The sequence below is a fragment of the Methylomonas sp. MgM2 genome (assembly GCF_054172045.1).
In genome coordinates, this window is sequence record NZ_JBSYXO010000024.1 from 45,261 (window position 1) to 63,388 (window position 18,128).

The 18,128-nt window shown below is 53.9% G+C and carries 14 protein-coding genes; 10 read left to right on the top strand and 4 right to left on the bottom strand.

What is annotated here, in order from left to right:
* The 4 genes from ACW73I_RS16585 to ACW73I_RS16600 all read right to left on the bottom strand — a co-directional run bounded on the left by ACW73I_RS16585 (position 1) and on the right by ACW73I_RS16600 (position 6,394).
* On the bottom strand, positions 1–1,233 hold the full coding sequence (locus ACW73I_RS16585; RefSeq protein WP_458030538.1) for a hypothetical protein: 1,233 nt from the start codon (positions 1,231–1,233) through the stop codon (positions 1–3).
* Positions 1,230–1,862, bottom strand: coding sequence for a condensin complex protein MksE (locus tag ACW73I_RS16590; protein ID WP_458030539.1), 633 nt, complete (start codon positions 1,860–1,862; stop codon positions 1,230–1,232). Before ACW73I_RS16590 ends, ACW73I_RS16585 begins: the two co-directional genes overlap by 4 nt.
* On the bottom strand, positions 1,855–5,523 hold the full coding sequence (locus ACW73I_RS16595) for an ATP-binding protein (protein ID WP_458030540.1): 3,669 nt from the start codon (positions 5,521–5,523) through the stop codon (positions 1,855–1,857). Before ACW73I_RS16595 ends, ACW73I_RS16590 begins: the two co-directional genes overlap by 8 nt.
* A 160-nt stretch (positions 5,524–5,683) precedes the next feature.
* On the bottom strand, positions 5,684–6,394 hold the full coding sequence (locus ACW73I_RS16600) for a 4'-phosphopantetheinyl transferase family protein (protein WP_458030541.1): 711 nt from the start codon (positions 6,392–6,394) through the stop codon (positions 5,684–5,686).
* Between the two features lie 131 nt (positions 6,395–6,525).
* Between ACW73I_RS16600 and ACW73I_RS16605 the strand changes: the two genes are divergently transcribed.
* From ACW73I_RS16605 to fabV, 10 genes are all read left to right on the top strand, one after another.
* On the top strand, positions 6,526–8,262 hold the full coding sequence (locus ACW73I_RS16605) for an acetolactate synthase 3 large subunit (RefSeq protein ID WP_458030542.1): 1,737 nt from the start codon (positions 6,526–6,528) through the stop codon (positions 8,260–8,262).
* The gene (gene ilvN / locus ACW73I_RS16610) at positions 8,263–8,754 is read left to right on the top strand and encodes an acetolactate synthase small subunit (protein WP_458030543.1); all 492 of its coding nucleotides are present in this window, start codon (positions 8,263–8,265) and stop codon (positions 8,752–8,754) included. It abuts the gene before it with no gap.
* A 28-nt stretch (positions 8,755–8,782) separates the two neighbouring features.
* The gene (ilvC, locus tag ACW73I_RS16615) at positions 8,783–9,799 is read left to right on the top strand and encodes a ketol-acid reductoisomerase (RefSeq protein ID WP_458030544.1); all 1,017 of its coding nucleotides are present in this window, start codon (positions 8,783–8,785) and stop codon (positions 9,797–9,799) included.
* A gap of 296 nt (positions 9,800–10,095) precedes the next feature.
* Positions 10,096–10,836: a CDP-diacylglycerol--serine O-phosphatidyltransferase gene (gene pssA / locus ACW73I_RS16620; protein ID WP_458030545.1), complete on the top strand. Its 741-nt coding sequence runs from the start codon at positions 10,096–10,098 to the stop codon at positions 10,834–10,836.
* Between the two features lie 9 nt (positions 10,837–10,845).
* Positions 10,846–11,685, top strand: a complete 840-nt coding sequence (locus tag ACW73I_RS16625; protein ID WP_458030546.1) for a CHAD domain-containing protein — start codon at positions 10,846–10,848, stop codon at positions 11,683–11,685.
* Between the two features lie 73 nt (positions 11,686–11,758).
* Positions 11,759–12,511: a F0F1 ATP synthase subunit delta gene (locus ACW73I_RS16630; RefSeq protein ID WP_458030547.1), complete on the top strand. Its 753-nt coding sequence runs from the start codon at positions 11,759–11,761 to the stop codon at positions 12,509–12,511.
* Complete coding sequence (locus ACW73I_RS16635) at positions 12,504–13,940, top strand: F0F1 ATP synthase subunit alpha (protein WP_458030548.1); 1,437 nt, start codon at positions 12,504–12,506, stop codon at positions 13,938–13,940. The genes ACW73I_RS16630 and ACW73I_RS16635 overlap by 8 nt, the downstream gene beginning before the upstream one ends.
* A complete protein-coding gene (locus ACW73I_RS16640; protein WP_458030549.1) occupies positions 13,937–14,749 on the top strand; it encodes a F0F1 ATP synthase subunit gamma in 813 nt (270 codons plus the stop codon). Before ACW73I_RS16635 ends, ACW73I_RS16640 begins: the two co-directional genes overlap by 4 nt.
* Before the next feature lie 143 nt (positions 14,750–14,892).
* Positions 14,893–16,389 carry a phenylacetate--CoA ligase family protein gene (locus tag ACW73I_RS16645; protein WP_458030550.1) on the top strand — a complete coding sequence of 499 codons (1,497 nt, stop codon included), beginning with the start codon at positions 14,893–14,895 and terminating at the stop codon, positions 16,387–16,389.
* Between the two features lie 172 nt (positions 16,390–16,561).
* Positions 16,562–17,752 carry an enoyl-ACP reductase FabV gene (gene fabV, locus ACW73I_RS16650; protein ID WP_458030551.1) on the top strand — a complete coding sequence of 397 codons (1,191 nt, stop codon included), beginning with the start codon at positions 16,562–16,564 and terminating at the stop codon, positions 17,750–17,752.
* Positions 17,753–18,128: the final 376 nt, after the last annotated feature.

The following is an 18,128-nucleotide window of genomic DNA, read 5'->3' on the forward strand; positions in this document are numbered from 1 at the left end:
TCAGGCTACCCGTTGCATCTGAATTTCTTCAATGATTTGGTTACCGTCGAAGCCTTCCAGGTTTTCGCCTTGCAGTTCCAGGCTTATCGCGCGGCGCACGTGTCCAGGAAGGCAGCAATATTGTGCGAACACCATGTCCAGCCACAGTTCCGGTTTGACTTCCAAGCCTTGCTCGCTCCAGTAATGCAATGCCGAAACCTTGCGGCCTTGCAATTCCAACGCATGCTCAAACAGATTTTCGATATGGCTTTCGTACAAGTCCTGATCGTAAGCAAGCTGTTCCGGCAATTGCGTGTCCAAGGGGGATGTGGCGCTGTCGCGCGTTAGCGGCGCGACGGGTTTGGTTTGACGCCGCAACTCGCGGACGACGGCCGCCAGGTCGGCTTGCAACGCCGGATTTGCCGCGTTGATGCCGGCTTGTAAATTCAGGCCGGGGCCGCGTTGCAGCAGTTTAGGAATACCGGCTTCAGCGCTCCAATCCAAGGCCTCCCATTCCGGATGCTGCCGTAAAAACCGCGCCATGGCCCGGCAGCGGTTGGCGGTTTGTTCCTGCAGCCTTAACTTGAACAGCAGTTCCTTCATGCGGCCGACGATGCCGCTCAGGCGTTCGACGATGCTTTTGTATTGGTCGATGAAGCGGACGATTTTACGGCTCAGTTCCGGGGGGACCGAAGGCCAGTCGCTCAGCCATGCGTAGCAATCGTCGATTCTGACATGGTTCAGCTCCTGCACCAATTGCTGCGCGTAGGCCAGCGCCCGTTGATTTTGCCGGATTTTGCCGTTTAAAGAATTCACGAAGCCGAATTGACTGGTAATGGCCGCGAACATGACGCCGAGACTGTTTTCCAAGGTTTCGGTCGCTTCGTACAAGGCATCGTCGATTTGCTCCAAATGAAATTGCACTTCGTCTTGCTTGTTCTGTTCCAGCGCGCGGCGGTAATCTTCGATGTCCTCCTCGACACCGCGGATCAGCCGGGCCATGTTGAGATTTTGCTGGTAGCGCTGATTGCGCAGCAACAGACGATCTATCAGGCGTTTTAAATCGCCGGTCAGGCGGTATTCGTCCGCCGCGTCGGCGGTGCGCAGCAAGCCGGATTTTTTCAGGCCGTCGATCGCCGCGCGGTTTTCGTCGTCGGCATACAGCGTGCCGTCGATATAGGTTTTTGCCAACAACCGGTCGGCGCCGGCCAGCTTGCGGATGAGTCCGGCAATCTGTTCATGGTCGAAACTCATAAAAACAGTTCCTGCTGGCCATCGTCTGCGTCAACGCCGGTGTGCTGGTCCAGATCCAGGTTTTCGGCGTCGTTCAAGAAGGCGATGAGCTGGTGCAGATAATTGATCTTGCCGGTGGCGATATACACCGAAGCCTGAGGGTTGGGGCGCACCAGAAAGCCCGTCTGTTCCAGCTTTTGCAATACCCAGGATAGTTGATCGTTGATGCCGGTCTTGCTGGTCTTGAACAGCGTCAATTGGGTCAGCCGGTTTAGTTGCTCGGCCAAAGACGGTTCGTGCTCGATGGCCTGCAATAACCGGTGCAAGCGGATTGTGTCGCGGGCCCTGATCGGCATGTCCTGCCCCAGTGCGGTCATGACCATGTCCATCCATTCGACCACGGGGCGCAGTTGCGAGCGGATTTCGGAAAAGGCTTCCCTGATCGCGGCGCGGTTGCCGTCGTCGACCACCGTGTAGGCCGCGTAAAATAGTTCGCCGTCCATGTTCAGCAATTCCCTATCCAGTGGCTTTAAGAAGGCGTCGATCTTTTCGGCATTGGCGGCGTGCGACAAATAGTCGAAGGCGTCGGGATAGGCGGTCGGGCAAATGAAATGGCCGCTCAACAAGCTTTCGGCGACTTGCTTAAACATGGGTGTCCTCCTGTTGCGCGTTCAACAGCTGTTCCAGCTTGCTTGGCGGCAGCTCGACTTCGTGCAGCCTTTGCCGGTCGATCAAATAGCGGCGCTTGAACAAGCCCAGTACGTGGCGGTCGGCGGTTGGGGTGGCCGACAGGATTTGGATGTTTTGCTTGGCCAACAGATTCATCATCGCCTCGATGTTTTCCGGGGCCAGATCGCCCAGTTCGTCGACCGGCCAGCAGACGACGGTCGGATTTTGCTTGCGCAGCATGGCCGTGACGCCGGTGAAGAAGGTAATCAAGGCCAGATAGGACAAGCCGGTGGAGCTGACGTCCTTCAATTCCCGGGAATTGCGCGCGTGCTTGAGCTGGCCGTTTTCGAAGATGCTGAATTCGATGTCGAACAAAGCCAAATGCTTGATCTTGACGCCGGTGCTCGGCAGCAGCGCGGTCAATTCGTCCATGGCTTGCACCAAGCCTTCCGGAATCTCGTTTGAACCGCTCAATTCGGCATTGTCGCGGTACTGGCCGTAATGGTCGCCGAATTTTTTCAAGGCCTGCCAGTATTCCAAATCGCTCATCTTCGAGCGGATATTGACGGTGATTTCGCCTAATGCCTCGAAATAGCGCTCCTCGCTGACGTATTTGGACAGCTCGCTGCCGGTGTGTTTGATCGCTCGCTCGAAATTATGCAGATGCAGATAAAAATTGTTGACGCTGTTCGCATGAGTGTCGATCTGCTGGGCCGTGGCCTGTTTGACGTGGCCGACCATTTGCAATACGTCGATCAAGGGCTGTTCGATTTCCAGCGCTTCGGCCTGAAAAAACTCGCTGCGGGCCGCCGCGGCATTCAGCGCTTGCGACCAGGCTTCGGCTAATTGGCTGTGCAGGTGTTTGTTGAACAGTTGCACCAAACTTTGCTTTCCGGTATGAATATCGCGCTCTTGGCGCTTGCGTTCATCGAGACCGCCTTGGGTCAGATGCGGCAGCGTGCCGGCCGCGTATTCCGGTAAGTCCTCGGCGCGGACCGGCGGTGACCGGCGCAATTGTTCCAAGCATTGATCCAGTTGTAGAAAAAGGTTGTTATTTTTCTGCTGTTCATCTTCCAGCGCGGAGATTTGTTGATTCAGCTCGGCCCTTTGCCGTTGGTAATCTTTTTTGAGTTTGTCGATTTCATCTTTCAATTGTTGGTTCAGACGCCGGCAATCGTCGCGTTGCCGGCATAGTTCCGGATGCTGTCGCCAGCGTTTTTGCAGCCAGTCGCCATATTCTTCGGCCTTGCGCTGAAAACTACGGGCTTCCTTTTCCAGGCGCTCGGCTTCCTCGAGTCTGGCCGCCAACGTTAGAACGGTCTGTTCGTCGGCGCCGCTGTCTATTAGCTCGCTCTTCAATTGCTGTTGGATCCGGCTTTGTTCTTTTTTGAAATGGTCATGATCGGCTTGGATTTGCTCCTCTATCGTCGTCAACAGGTTTGCCAAATCCGATTCGAGGATGCCTTTTCGTTCCAGTTGTTCGTCTTGTAAGGCTTTTAGAGCCTCTCGATGTTGGGTCTCGATATCGGCCAGACTTTGGTCGCAGGCTTTGATGTCGTTGGATAAGCGAGCGATTTCCTGTTCCAACTGGCTTTTGGCTTTAGCAATTTCGGCTTCGATCCGGTCTGCCAGTGCGTCGGCTTCCTTGCTCAGGTTTTCTTCCTGCTTTTCGGACTGTTGCACGCCTTGCCGGGCTTCATCATATGCCGACTTGGCCTGATCGCGCAGTTTGTCGGCGGCCTGCAAGGCCGCTACCAGTTCTTCGCATTCTTTGCCGAGTTTGCCGACCTCTCCGAACAGTTTGGTTTCTTCCTGTTCCAGCTTGGCCTTGTCGGCGGTCAAGTAACTGCGGTCGGCCAACGCGTCCAAGTCGATGCTGAGGCCGTAAAATTCTCCGGCTTGGCCAGTCCATTGCGGAGCCAGGTCGCTACGATCCAATAATTCCGGAGCGATGACCCGGCCTATCGATTGCTGCCAGCCGTCGGCTTCTTGTTCCAGATAATATTGCAGCGAACTCGGCTCGGGCCGCAGGCGTCTTTGGCAATCGGCGTGGCGTTCCTTAGCCCGCTTGGTGTCGGCTTTCTTATCTTTGAGCGCTTGTTCGATTTCATGGTAATGGTTCAGCCGGATTTGGTAGTCGCTTTGCGCTTCGGCTTGGGCCTGATAAGCCTGTTTGGACGCTTTGCGCGCGGCGTCCAGAGCCTGCCGGTTTATGAGTTGCTGTTCGACCAACGCGGCGGGGATGGGCGGATTTTTCAGCTGGTTTTGCTTGATTCGGAATTCCGTCGAAAATTGCGCGCGCTGGTCTTGAACGGGTTGCAAGCGCTGTTCTTTAGTCTGTTGCAACTGATCCTTGCGCTGCCGGAACTCGGCGTCCGCTTCCCGTAGGTCTTTGCTTTGCTGCAGTTCGGCATTGGTAGCTTGCTGCCGGTAGAGCTGGGCTTGGGTTTCGTGCCGGTGTTGGAGTTCGGTTAATTGTTTTTCGTAGAAGCGCTGGATTTCCCGGGTCTTGTGCTCCAGCGCATCCAGTTCGGCCTGAATGTCGCGCTGTTGTTTGGCGTATTGTTCCGCCTTGGCCGCCTTGACCGCAAAGCTTTCGGCGCCTTGTTCTTCGTAGGCCAATTTTTGCGCTTCCAGCTGTTCGATTTGGTAGTTCAGTTCTTTCAAGCGGCTGCCCGCCTCGATTAAGGAGTCTTCCTTGGGCTCCAGCTGTTGTTTATGGTTTTGCTGCAATGCATCGCGCTGCTCGCTTAGCTGCGTCAGCTTGCTTGCCAGGGTTTCACCTTCTTGCTCGGCGGTTTTGTGTTTGTCCCGAGCCAAAAAGTGCAAATGGGACAGGGATTTCAGGGTTTGTTTCAGTTCGGCTATGGTCTGCAGCAAGCGGTCGAAGTCGGCGCGTTTGGCTTCGATTTCCTTAGCCGCGTTCAAATCGGCCAACCAGGCGGCTATGTGCTGTTTGTTCAGCTGAAAGGGCAGTTGTTCGTCTTCGTTCTGCAAAAAGCTCTGGCTTAATTTGCCGCGCGAGATGTCGATCAGCATTTGCTTGATGACGTCGAAATCGCCTATTTTCTCGATCACGGAGCCTATGACTTTTTCGATGTGGTTGATCGGCGTTGCGGCCATCGCGAAGCGGGTTTGCATGGCTCGCAGGTCTTTCTTGCCGCCCGACAACTGATGGCATTGAATCACGCTGCAATAGTCGTCCACTGCCAGGAAACGGGAGACTTCCGCGGTCGACCGGTACAGGCGTTCTATGCCGAGCGCGTCGCGCGGAAAGCCGGTTTCTGCGATGTAACAGTCCTGGCTATAAGGCGCGTCGACGAATTTGTATCTGGCGGCGCGGCCGTCGCTTTGTACCATCACGTGGCAGACTTGACCATGAGGGCGTTGGTACTCATACACCAGATAACTGCTGGCGCGCGGCAGGTAATACTCCAGAAAGCCTTTTTTGCTGCCGCTGCCGCCGACGATGTTGCTGGGCCGCTCGCCCCAGAACAATTGCATCAGGCGCAAAAAGGTGGTTTTACCGGCGCCGTTGGTACCGCTGAGATTGGTGTGGCCGTCCAGTTTCAATAAAACGGCTTTGCCGGGCCAAAAACTGTCGATTAGGAAGATCTGTTTCAGTTGGTAACAATTTGTCATTTATTCCTTTGATTTCCAACCCAATAGTAACGGGCCATCCTGAATGTCCGGAGCACTTTAACTTTTTATGAAGAAGGTGCGGTTAATAAAAGAACTATAATATTTTTTACAAAAAATGAAATTTAGCCGTTATTGTGATCGCAAGGACTGCACTTTGCCGCTAAGGAATTTCGCGCCGCCGCAAACTGAACCGATCGCGCCGTGTTACCAGGGCCGCGGATAGAAGCGGAGACAACGCCAGCTCGTTGACCCGCCAATCCGACGCCGCTCCGAATTCCGCAGGAATAGAAATCAATTGCCCGTCCGGCGGCAGCTCGAACTCGCACAAGTCCATGCCTAATGCGATGCCGCGGCCGACCGCTTTGACAAAGGCCTCTTTTTTGGTCCATAAGCGATAAAAGCCGGTTAATCGTTGCTCGTCCGATAAGAGCCGCCATTGATTAAACTCTCGCTCGGAAAACACGCGCCTGGCCAATGCGTCGAGGCTTTTGCGCGGGCTAATCGCCTCGATATCGACACCGATATCCGGAAAATTGGCTACTGCGATCACTAAATGATCGGCCGTATGCGATAAGTTGAAATGCAAAGAGCCGCAACTCAAGCCTGGTTTGCCGTACTCTCCGATATCGAAGCGTAAACCGGCGGACTCCATGCCGTCCATATAGCCGGCCAATGTTTGTCGTAACAGGCCGCGTATCAAAATGTAACGATCACGCTTGACCGGAAACTTGAAGGATTCGGCCTTTTGTCTTTCGTCGCTATCCAAGACAGCCAACAACTCCGGCATCCGATCGGGCGCCAATGCCAACCGCGCGCTCCAGATATCGACAAATTTTAACGGAATCGCTTGCTCCGGTCTCGACGGCACCATTTCCAATCCCCTTATAAAACCGGGGTAAAACGCTTGTTTTCCTTGACGAAAGCCGCCAAAGACAGTAGTTTAACTTCCCTTTTTTTAAAAAAAGCATTTTCAGGTTTGATTAGCATTTTGAGGACATAAAATTGGAACTCAGCGGCGGACAAATTCTTGTCCAGTGTCTTAAAGACGAAGGTGTCGAATATATTTTTGGTTATCCTGGCGGTGCGGTACTGCATATCTATGATGCCATTTTTCATCAAGACGACGTAAAACATATTCTGGTCCGGCACGAACAAGGCGCTACTCACGCTGCCGACGGGTATGCGCGCGCCACAGGCAAGCCAGGTGTGGTGCTTGTCACCTCCGGCCCCGGCGCTACCAACGCGGTAACGGGCATCGCCACGGCCTACATGGACTCGATTCCTATGGTGATCATTTCCGGCCAGGTGCCCTCTCCGGTCATAGGCAGCGACGCCTTTCAGGAAGTCGACATGGTCGGCATCACGCGCCCTTGCGTCAAACATAATTTCCTGGTCAAGAATGTTAACGACATCGCGGAGACTGTCAAAAAAGCCTTTTATCTGGCGACCACCGGCCGTCCCGGCCCGGTCGTAGTCGATATTCCCAAGGACATTACCGACCCGAATATCAAGGTACCGTACAAGTATCCGAAAAAGATCAGTATGCGTTCTTACAATCCTGTCGTCACCGGACACAAAGGCCAAATCAAACGTGCGGTTGAAGTGCTGTTGTCCGCGCAACGCCCGATCATATACTCCGGCGGCGGCGTGATTTTGGGCGAAGGCCATAAGGAATTGACCGAGCTGACCCAAATGTTGGGCTACCCGATCACCAATACCTTGATGGGCTTGGGCGCTTATCCTGCGACCGACAAACAATTCTTGGGCATGCTGGGCATGCACGGCACCTACGAAGCCAACATGGCGATGCACGAAAGCGACGTCATCCTCGCCGTCGGCGCCCGTTTCGACGACCGCGTCACCGGTAAGCTGGCCGAATTTTGCCCGTATGCCAAGATCATTCATATCGACGTCGATCCATCGTCGATTTCCAAAACCGTGCGCGTCGACATTCCTATCGTCGGCGAAGTCAAACCGGTGCTGGAACAAATGATAGAGTTGGTCAAAGACAGCAAAATCAAGCCGGCGAAACAGGCTTTGGAGTCCTGGTGGCAATTGATCGACAGTTGGCGAGCGATCAACTGTCTGGAATACGACCGGGGCAGCTTGTTCATTAAGCCGCAGTTCGTGATCGAACAATTGTACGAAGTGACCAAAGGCGATGCCTACATCACGTCGGACGTGGGACAGCACCAAATGTACGCGGCCCAATATTACAAATTCGACAAGCCGAGACGTTGGATCAATTCCGGCGGTTTAGGCACGATGGGCTTCGGATTGCCGGCGGCGATCGGCGTAAAACTGGCGCACCCGCATGCCGAAGTCGCCTGCGTAACCGGCGAGGCCAGCATACAAATGTGCATACAGGAACTGTCGACCGCTTTGCAATACAACACGCCGATCAAGATCATCAATCTGAACAACCGCTATATGGGCATGGTGCGGCAATGGCAGGAGTTTTCCTATCAAAGCCGTTATTCGCAGTCTTACATGGATACCATTCCGGAATTCGTTAAGTTAGCCGAAGCATACGGCCATGTCGGCATCCGTGTCGAAAAACCGGCCGACGTGCGAGAGGCCTTAAAAGAAGCTTTCGCGATGAAAGACCGGACGGTTTTCCTGGATTTCATCACCGACCGTACCGAAAACGTTTATCCGATGATCGAAGCCGGTAAAGCGCATCACGACATGAAACTGCGCGTTGCGCCAGGCACGCCGCTGGACAGGGAGTTATCGTAAATGAGACATATCATCTCGATCTTGATTGAAAACGAATCCGGCGCGTTGTCACGGGTTTCAGGCCTGTTCTCCGCGCGAGGGTATAATATCGAGTCGTTGACTGTTGCTCCTACCGAGGATCCCAGCCTGTCGCGCATGACCCTGGTCACTCGCGGTAACGACGACATTATCGAGCAAATCACCAAGCAACTGAACAAACTCGTCGATGTCGTCAAACTGATCGACCTGGCCGATGCACCGCATATCGAGCGCGAGCTGATGCTGGTAAAAATCAAGACCCCGGCGGACTCTCGGGAAGAGGTCAAACGCATGGTCGATATCTTTCGAGGCCAAATTATCGACGCCACGCCCACGAGTTATGTCGTCGAAATGACCGGCCAATCCAGCAAGCTGGATGCGTTCGTACAGGGTTTCGATCAAGAATGGATCATTGAGGTGGTGCGTTCCGGCCCAACCGGAATTTCCCGCGGCGAAAACGGCTTACATCTTTAATTAACACCATCATAACAAGAGAAAATCTATGCAAGTTTATTACGACAAAGACGCCGACCTGTCGGTCATCCAAAGCAAAAAAGTAGCCATCATCGGCTACGGCTCGCAAGGCCATGCTCACGCCAACAACCTGAAAGATTCCGGTGTTGACGTCGTGGTCGGTTTACGTGCCAGTTCCGCGTCCGTCGCCAAAGCCCAAAACAGCGGCTTGACTGTCAAAGACGTACCGGAGGCGGTTGCCGGTGCCGACGTGGTCATGATCCTGACCCCGGACGAATTCCAATCCAAACTCTACAAAGAAGAAATCGAGCCGAATATCAAACAAGGTGCGGCTTTGGCCTTCGCCCACGGCTTTTCCATCCTGTACAACCAAGTCGTGCCGCGCGCCGACCTGGACGTCATCATGATCGCGCCTAAAGCGCCGGGCCACACCGTGCGCTCCGAATTCGTCAAAGGCGGCGGCATACCCGACTTGATCGCGATTCACCAAGACGCCTCCGGATTGGCCAAAGCCATTTGTCTGTCTTATGCGTCCGCCATCGGCGGCGGCCGCTCCGGCATCATCGAAACCACCTTCCGCGACGAAACCGAAACCGATTTGTTCGGCGAACAAGCGGTATTGTGCGGCGGCGCGGTGGAACTGGTCAAAGCCGGTTTCGAAACCCTGACCGAAGCGGGCTATCCGCCTGAAATGGCCTACTTCGAGTGCCTGCACGAACTGAAGCTGATCGTGGACTTGATGTACGAAGGCGGCATCGCCAACATGAACTACTCGATCTCCAACAACGCGGAATACGGCGAATACGTCACCGGCCCGAAAGTCATCAACGAAGAAAGCCGCTGGGCGATGAAACAAGCCCTGGAAGACATTCAACAAGGCAAATACGCCAAGCAATTCATCCTGGAAGGCCAAACCGGCTATCCCGAAATGACTGCGCGCCGCCGCCTGAACGCCGAGCATCCGATCGAAACCGTAGGTGCGAAATTGCGCGCGATGATGCCTTGGATCAAAGCCAACCAAATCGTCGATAAAAGCAAAAACTAATCGGCCGAATACGCTAAAAGGCCCGTCCGAGGACGGGCTTTTTTTTGCCTAATCAATGGCCGTCCTTCCTTTTACCAAGCCTCGCCGCCTTGTTGGATGGCGGCGGCCAACATTAGGAACATCGAAACCGGCCGGACTTTTTACGGCGCTCAAGACCCGCCCGATTAAGCCCTTCGGCCTTGTTGTAATCGCAAGCAGCAAGCTCAAGCGGTCATCGCAATGTCATACAAACAGGATAGCGAGGCCGAAGCCGTCCATGTAAAATGCAAACCAATCCTATAATTCAAGCCAATATCATGAGCGCAAATCTGAAACCCAAACGCCATCGCGGCATTTATCTGCTACCGAATTTGTTTACTACCGGCGCTATGTTTGCCGGATTTTATGCCATCACTTCCGCTATCAACGGTCGCTTCGAAAGCGCCGCCATCTCAATGTTTATCGCTATGGTGCTCGACGGTTTGGACGGGCGCGTCGCCCGCCTGACCAACACCCAAAGCGCCTTCGGCGTGGAATACGATAGCCTGTCGGACATGGTATCGTTCGGAGCCGCCCCCGCCATCGTCATGTATTTGTGGACGCTATCCAGCTTGGGCCAGGTCGGCTTGTTTGCCGCCTTCGTTCACATGGCCGGCGGCGCATTGAGACTGGCGCGTTTCAACACACAAGTGGAGGTGGCCGACAAACGCTATTTTCAAGGGCTACCCAGCCCCGCCGCCGCCGCAATTCTGGCCGGCGGCTTATGGTTTTGCGTCGAGAACGGTTATGATGTCGAAAACTTCAAATACCTGGTCATGCTAATGACAATCACGACCGGATTACTAATGGTAAGCAACTTTCGCTATTCCAGCTTCAAGGAAATCGACTTTAAAAACCGAGTACCCTTTATCGTTGCCATTTTGGCGATGCTCATCATCAGCTTCGTCATGGCTCAGCCTCAGCGCATGCTTTTCCTGATATCCGTAGGTTACGCGGCATCAGGCCCGATTATTACCTTAGTGATGCGTAAGAGGCGTTTGCAAAGCCGCAAATCATGAGATGCGGCGATGCAAGACGGCAAGTTACTGATACGGGCGTTTGACCGGCTGTGGAAAAAGTACCGAAAACGCTTAGCCGACTGTAAACACGAAGCCGGCGAGGAAAGCGTACACAAGTTACGTATTAGTACCCGGCGCTTATTGTCGTCAATCGAATTACTTCAAGCCCTGAGTCCTCGGCGCGAATTACGCAGACTCCGCAAGGCGTTAAAAGGCCAACTCGACAGCTTCGACGACTTGCGCGACACCCAGGTCATGTTGCAGGAAATCGCTTCTAAAGCGGATTCCTTGCCGCCAATTCTCCGATTCCTGACTCACTTACAAACAACGGAACAGCACTTATTGGCTCAAACGCCCGCCATTATCGAGAATATCGAGTCTGAAAACCTGCCGCATCTGATCGAAAAAACGCGCCATCATCTACTCAAAAAATTCGACAAGGCCCATCTGAAATCGCAGGTTTTAACGATCATCGACGATACCTACCGTATCGCAATCGAGCGCTATCAGCTGATCGACATTTCCCAACCGGCAACCATCCACCGCACCCGTATCGGCGTGAAGAGATTCCGTTATATGCTTGAATCAGGCCGGCCACTGCTGCCTTCATTGCCGCCTGATCACCTGAAACGTCTGCACGCGTATTTGACCGGCATGGGCGAAATTCAAGATTCAAGCGTCTTAATACTGAGTCTAAAACATTTTTTCGGCGATGAAGTTCCTTTATCCGTACAATCTTACTATCAGCACCGGCATAGCGTTATACTCAGTGCCTATATGGCAAAACGGGAGGGACTCTTGCAATTTTGGCGTCCCGATGCCGACCGGCCATTTCCCTGGAAATCATAAACTTTAAACCATAGCCTACCATTCGCACGGCGTTGTCCAAACCGGCACGATAGCTATTCAAACGAGACCGAAAATGCAATTCGACTGGACGACGTTTTTCTTGGAAATTATTAATTTTCTAGTCTTGTTGTGGATACTACAGCGTTTTATCTATCGTCCGATACTCGATAGCCTCGATGCTCGCCAGCAGCGAATAAAAGATGAATCCGCGCATGCCGAAGGTTTACGCCATGAGGCGGAATTGTTGCGCCGTCAATATGAAGCGCGCCTAAGCGATTGGGATCGTGAGTGCGAACTCAATCGTCACCAGTTGGAACAAGAGTTGGCGAAACTGCGTACCGCAGGTCTGGAAAACTTAAAAAAAACGCTGGCGGACGAAGAAGCCAAAGCCCGCATTCGTAACGAAGCCGCCGTATCGGCGCATGAGGCCGCCTTGCGACGCGAGGCTACGGGCGCAGCTTACCGTCAGGTATCGGCGATGTTGCAGCGCCTCGCGTCGGCGGAATTGACCCATCGCATCGTCGGTATTTTTCTAGACGACTTAGGCGATTTGCCCGAAACCGATCAACAGGCGCTGCGTAAGGCGGCGGCCACGTTGATTTCTGCATCCGCCGTCGAGATCGTTAGCGCCCATCCGTTAGCCGATATCGACCGGAATACTTTAGTCCAAGCATTGTCGGCCGCGGCTGGGCAAGCACTGAATTTTACGTTTAGCGAGGACCCGCGTCTGATTGCCGGCATCCGCGCCATCGTCGGCGAATGCCAATTACACGCCAACCTGGCCGACGAATTGGCATTTTTCAGGCGCGATGCGCTGCATGGCTAAATCGCCGCCTCCCTATCGTTTCGGTTTACGTCTGTCGGAACGCGGCTGTGTGGCCGGCATCGGGGACGGTATCGCCTGGATTCGCGGTTTGCCGTCGGCCGGCTTGGACGAATTGATCGGTTTCGCCGACGGCAGCACGGGTTTGGTTTTTCAGTTGGGAAAAGAAGTACTCGGCGCGATATTGTTATCGCAAAGCCGCGGCGTGACTGCCGGCATGGCGGTACAACATTTGGGCCGCAAACTGGAAATCGGCGTCGGCGATGCCTTGTTAGGCCGGGTGGTGGATCCGCTCGGCAATCCGCTCGACGGCTTGCCTGATCTGGAATTAAGGCATTTTCATCCGCTGGAAGCCCCGGCTCCCCCTATCATCGAGCGCGATTTTGTCAAACATCCCCTTTACACCGGTTGTAAAATCGTCGATGCACTCATTCCGGTCGGCAAAGGTCAGCGCCAACTCATCATCGGGGACGACGGCATCGGTAAAAGTTCGCTGGCGTTGGATGCCGTGGTTAACCAGCGCAAGCGTAACGTGTTGTGTGTAATCGTTTTGATTGGCCAACCCCGCTCATCGGTCGCCGGCACCATAGAGGCGTTAAAGCGGACGGGCGCACTCGAATATACCGTGGTGGTCGTCGCCGAGGCCAATGCCCTACCCGGCTTTCGTTACTTGGCGCCTTTTGCCGGCTGCGCAATTGCCGAACACTGGATGCGCATGGGCCGAGACACGTTGGTGGTTTACGACGATTTGACCCGGCACGCCCAATCCTATCGCGAACTGTCCTTGCTGTTACAACGTCCGCCCGGGCGCGAAGCGTATCCGGGTGATATTTTTTATCTTCATTCCCGCTTGTTAGAGCGATCGACGGTGCTCAGTTTACGCTACGGCGGCGGCAGCATGACCGCGCTCCCCATCATAGAAACCCGTCAAGGCGAGCTATCGGCGTATATTCCGACCAATCTGATTTCCATCACCGACGGCCAAATATACTTCGATAGCAAGCTATTCGCGGCCGGCACGCTTCCGGCGATCGATATCGGCCGCTCCGTATCTCGCATCGGCGGTAAAGCCCAACATTCGGCGATAAAGAAGGCATCCGCCCACATCCGCCTGGATTATCTACAGTTTTTAGATCTCGAACTGTTCGCCCGCTTTGGTACTCGATTGGAAACCGGTGTCGAAGAAAAATTACGGCGCGGACGCTTGTTAAGGGAAATTCTTAAACAGGACCGCCTGCAACCCTTACCCGAACAAGCCCATCTAGCCTGGCTATTGGCTTATGGAGAGGGCTTGCTTGATGCGGTTAGTCCGGAACAGGCGGCCGAGCTAATATCAAAGTTGCAGGCGGATCTACCGGATCACTTGACGCTGGACACACCCAAGCAACACTGGCTGGATGCGCTGCGCAAACTATTGCGAACACCGTCATGAGTCAGCGCCGGGAAATCGAAGCTCAATTGATCTTATACGACGAGTTGTCGGGTATTCTTGGAGCGATGCGCAGTTTTGCACTAGCCGAACTGCGCCGTGTCGGTAAACGAGAAGTCGCGCAACAACGGGTGGTAGCATCGCTAAAAACCGCCCTGGATGATTTCGGGAGCGCCGTATCGGCATTTAATTCGACTCCCGTATCGCAATCCGACGAAATTTGGTTATTATTCGGTTCTGTTCGCGGCTTTTGCGGCGGTTTTAACGAAGACATAGTCCGCTTTTGGAAATCCGGAATTGATCCGCGCGCGCCCTTAATTATTGTTGGCGAACGCCTGCACGACATGATCCGGAGCGACGTTCCGATTCAACGGCTTAGTGGCGCCGACGGTGCTTTGAACGCGCCGAATGTCATCGACGATATTTTGAACGCAGTCACCTCGATTCGCGCTAACGGCAATGGCTGTTTCGGCCTTAATGCCTGCGTACGCGATGAACATGGCGTCCGCAGCCAACGTCTATGGCCGCCCCCTTCGGCATCCGGGCCGGACGGCGGCTATCCCCCGCTCACATACGCGCCGGCCGATGAAGTGGCTGCAGGCATTGCGGAACATTTTCTGTTTCACAGCCTGTTGGAGTTGCTGTTTCGCTCCATCAAAGTTGAAAATCACATGCGACTCATGCAAATGGAAAACGCCTTGCGCCATATCGAACGCGGTAGCGATGAGCTGCATCGGCAGCGTAACCGATTGCGGCAAGAAGAGATAGTCGAGGAAATCGAATTGATGATCGGCAGCCGGCACAGCCGATAGGCGATGGGCGCGCCATGCAAACAGCGCTTATTCCGCTCGCCGCCAGCCTGAGTCTGCTTGCTCAAGATGTCATGTTAAACTGGCGCGACGACGGTTGAACGATTGCAGCCAGCCGGTTCATTTTTGTTTGATTAGGTGATGTCATGATCGATTCGCATTGCAACGATACCTTCGAGCGCTTTAGACTGACTTCGCTCGACCAATTGCTTGCCGAACACCAAACAGCCGACCCGCGGGAGAAAGCGCTAGCGTTGTTTCATCGGTGCGCCGAAACGGTACCGGCCTACCGGCAATTTCTAGCACGCCATAACGTCAACCCCAAGGACGTCGGCAGTTATCGGGAATTCCGGACCTTGCCGCTAATGGATAAGACGAATTACATGCAAGCCTATCCTTTACCCGAACGTTGTTTCGGCGGCAGCCTACGGGGTGCGGACCGGGTGGCCGTTTCATCCGGATCAACCGGCCGCCCCACGTTCTGGCCGAGGTCGGCGGCGTACGAATTAGATGTGGCGGTCCGGTTCGAGCAAGTATTTGCCGACAGTTTTTCCGCCGATCGACGCTCCACTCTTGCGATAGTTTGCTTTGCATTGGGTAACTGGGTCGGCGGCTTGTTCACCACTTCCTGCTGTTGGCATTTAGCCGGTAAAGGCTATCCGATTATGGTAGCGACGCCGGGCAATAACAAAGCCGAAATATTCCGTGTCGTGCAGGAATTAGCGCCGCATTTCGAACAAACGGTGCTCTTGGGTTACCCGCCTTTTGTTAAAGACGTCGTCGATGCCGGAGCGGCGGAAGGCTTATCGTGGGCCGATTACCGTACCAGGCTGGTTTTTGCCGGAGAAGTGTTCAGCGAAGAATGGCGCGAGTCGCTTGGACGGCGTATCGGTTCGTCTTCACCCTGTTTTGATTCGGCTTCCCTATACGGCACGGCCGACGGCGGAGTGCTTGCCAACGAAACACCGCTCACCATCGCAATCCGCCGCTGGCTGGCCGACCACCCTCACGCCGGCCGACAATTGTTCGGGGAATCTCGTTTACCAACCTTGGCGCAATACGACCCCTGCAGCCGCTTCTTCGAAATGCACGACAATACCTTGGTGGTATCCGGCGAAAATTGCGTGCCGCTCATTCGTTACCATATAGCCGACAAAGGCGGCTTAATCGACTACCTCGAAATGTGGCGGTTTTTAAATGGCTACGGGATAAATTCGCTAACCGATTTAGGGTTGCCGGCAGGGTTTCAACCCCGTACCTTACCGTTCGTATTCGTGTTTGGACGCGCGGATTTCACGGTATCGTATTACGGGGCCAACATCTATCCGGAGAATGTCGCGGTAGGCTTGGAGCAACCCGAAATCATAAACTGGGTCAGCGGCAAATTCGTGCTGGAGACGCAAGAAAATCCCCACGGAAACAATATGCTACATGTTGCGGTTGAATTGTTACCGGGAGTACAAGCGACTCGGGAAATGGCCTTAACCATTGCCGTGTCGATCAGAACGCAGTTGTTACGATTGAACAGCGAATTCGCCAATTACACGCCGGAGGAACATCAGTTGCCGCTGGTTTCCTTGCACGCCTTCGGCGAACCGAACTATTTTCCGGCCGGTATCAAGCACCGCTACACTCGGCGCTGACAATTTTCTTAGAACAAGTAAGAGCAAAGGTTTTAACTTACCGAACCGCTATGAATCGATATTAATTTTTCTGCAAGACCCGTTCATGAGATAAACTTAAACGTTTTCCAAGCACATCGCTTGCTAATGCAATCCACTTCCTAATTTTTCATGGCTTGATTTGAGGAATAACATGATTATCAAACCCCGTGTGCGCGGCTTTATGTGCGTCACTACCCACCCGGTTGGCTGCGAAGCCAATGTCAGACAACAGATTGAGTATGTCAAAGGCTTTGAGGCCATCGCCAACGGCCCCAAAAATGTCTTGATCTTGGGCGCCTCCACCGGCTATGGCCTGGCGTCGCGTATCGTCGCCGCTTTCGGCGCCGGCGCAAAAACGCTGGGCGTATTCTTCGAACGGGAAGGTTCGGACGGTAAACCGGGTACGGCAGGCTGGTACAATTCCGCCGCCTTTCATAAATTTGCCGAAGCGGAAGGCCTATATGCCAAAAGCATCAACGGCGATGCCTTTTCCGACGAAATCAAACAGAAAACCATAGAAGCAATCAAGCAGGACTTAGGCAAAGTCGATCTGGTGATCTACAGTCTGGCCGCGCCGCGCCGCATTCACCCAAAGACCGGCGTCACCCACAATTCAACCTTGAAACCCATCGGTAAAGATTTGGAACAAACCGGCATCGATACCGACAAAGAAGTCGTCAAAACCTTTACCTTGCCGGCCGCTACTCAAGAAGAAATCGACAACACCGTGGCCGTGATGGGCGGTGAAGACTGGCAGATGTGGATAGACGCGCTGTCCGAAGCCGGTGTGCTGGCGGACGGGGCCAAAACCACGGCCTTCACCTACCTGGGCGAAAAAATCACCTGGGATATTTACTGGGACGGCACGATAGGCGCCGCGAAAAAAGACCTGGACAAACGCGTCGTCGATATTCGCAATAAATTAGCGGCATTAGGCGGCGACGCCCGCGTTTCGGTATTGAAAGCCGTTGTTACCCAAGCCAGTGCGGCGATCCCGGTTATGCCCTTATACTTGGCTTTGCTTTTCAAGGTCATGAAAAAGCAAGGCACCCACGAAGGTTGCATCGAACAAGTCAACAGCCTATTTCGCGACAGTTTGTACAATGCTAAGCCGATACTCGACGATGAGGGACGTTTGCGTGCCGACCTAAAGGAATTGGCGCCGCAGGTGCAAGATGAAGTCAATGCCTTATGGTCACAAGTCAGCACCGACAACCTGCACGCCTTGACCGATTTCGCCGGATATAAACACGAATTCCTGAAATTGTTCGGTTTTGAAATTGACGGCGTCGATTACGATGCCGATGTCGATCCGGAAGTCCCTATCAAGGATCTGATCTAACTCTGCATCGGGTCCCCTATCCCTACGAGAGGGTACCCGATGCCTCTACTGTGTTTCAGCAATGTCATTTTCAGAAGACAACTGCACCAGTTCATTGGGCTGGCCCCAGTATGCAGCGGACTTTTGAATGTGGCGTGTCAGCAGCCCTATGCACGAACCGCCTTGAGATATTGGAATTGCTCAGAACTCGGCTGCACGACTGTTAAGGGCGTCGTTGCCTGTCAAACGATCCAAACAAGATGGGGCCGACTATCTTTCCAGCCAATTCTCTACGTTGAGGCCACGGATGCGGCTGAATTGTTAACGACTGATTAACCCCATCTACCCCAGTTGCTTCAGTCCGTTAATATAGACGGTATCGACAGCCCAAGGCAGC

Excerpts from the sequence above, each read along its gene's own strand:
- ACW73I_RS16600 (WP_458030541.1), bottom strand. The coding sequence starts at position 6,394 with ATGGTGCCGTCGAGACCGGAGCAAGCGATTCCGTTAAAATTTGTCGAT.
- fabV (WP_458030551.1), top strand. The coding sequence starts at position 16,562 with ATGATTATCAAACCCCGTGTGCGCGGCTTTATGTGCGTCACTACCCAC.
- ilvN (WP_458030543.1), top strand. The coding sequence starts at position 8,263 with ATGAGACATATCATCTCGATCTTGATTGAAAACGAATCCGGCGCGTTG.
- ACW73I_RS16585 (WP_458030538.1), bottom strand. The coding sequence starts at position 1,233 with ATGAGTTTCGACCATGAACAGATTGCCGGACTCATCCGCAAGCTGGCC.
- ACW73I_RS16640 (WP_458030549.1), top strand. The coding sequence starts at position 13,937 with ATGAGTCAGCGCCGGGAAATCGAAGCTCAATTGATCTTATACGACGAG.
- pssA (WP_458030545.1), top strand. The coding sequence starts at position 10,096 with ATGAGCGCAAATCTGAAACCCAAACGCCATCGCGGCATTTATCTGCTA.
- ACW73I_RS16590 (WP_458030539.1), bottom strand. The coding sequence starts at position 1,862 with ATGTTTAAGCAAGTCGCCGAAAGCTTGTTGAGCGGCCATTTCATTTGC.
- ACW73I_RS16625 (WP_458030546.1), top strand. The coding sequence starts at position 10,846 with ATGCAAGACGGCAAGTTACTGATACGGGCGTTTGACCGGCTGTGGAAA.
- ACW73I_RS16645 (WP_458030550.1), top strand. The coding sequence starts at position 14,893 with ATGATCGATTCGCATTGCAACGATACCTTCGAGCGCTTTAGACTGACT.
- ACW73I_RS16630 (WP_458030547.1), top strand. The coding sequence starts at position 11,759 with ATGCAATTCGACTGGACGACGTTTTTCTTGGAAATTATTAATTTTCTA.
- ACW73I_RS16595 (WP_458030540.1), bottom strand. The coding sequence starts at position 5,523 with ATGACAAATTGTTACCAACTGAAACAGATCTTCCTAATCGACAGTTTT.
- ilvC (WP_458030544.1), top strand. The coding sequence starts at position 8,783 with ATGCAAGTTTATTACGACAAAGACGCCGACCTGTCGGTCATCCAAAGC.
- ACW73I_RS16635 (WP_458030548.1), top strand. The coding sequence starts at position 12,504 with ATGGCTAAATCGCCGCCTCCCTATCGTTTCGGTTTACGTCTGTCGGAA.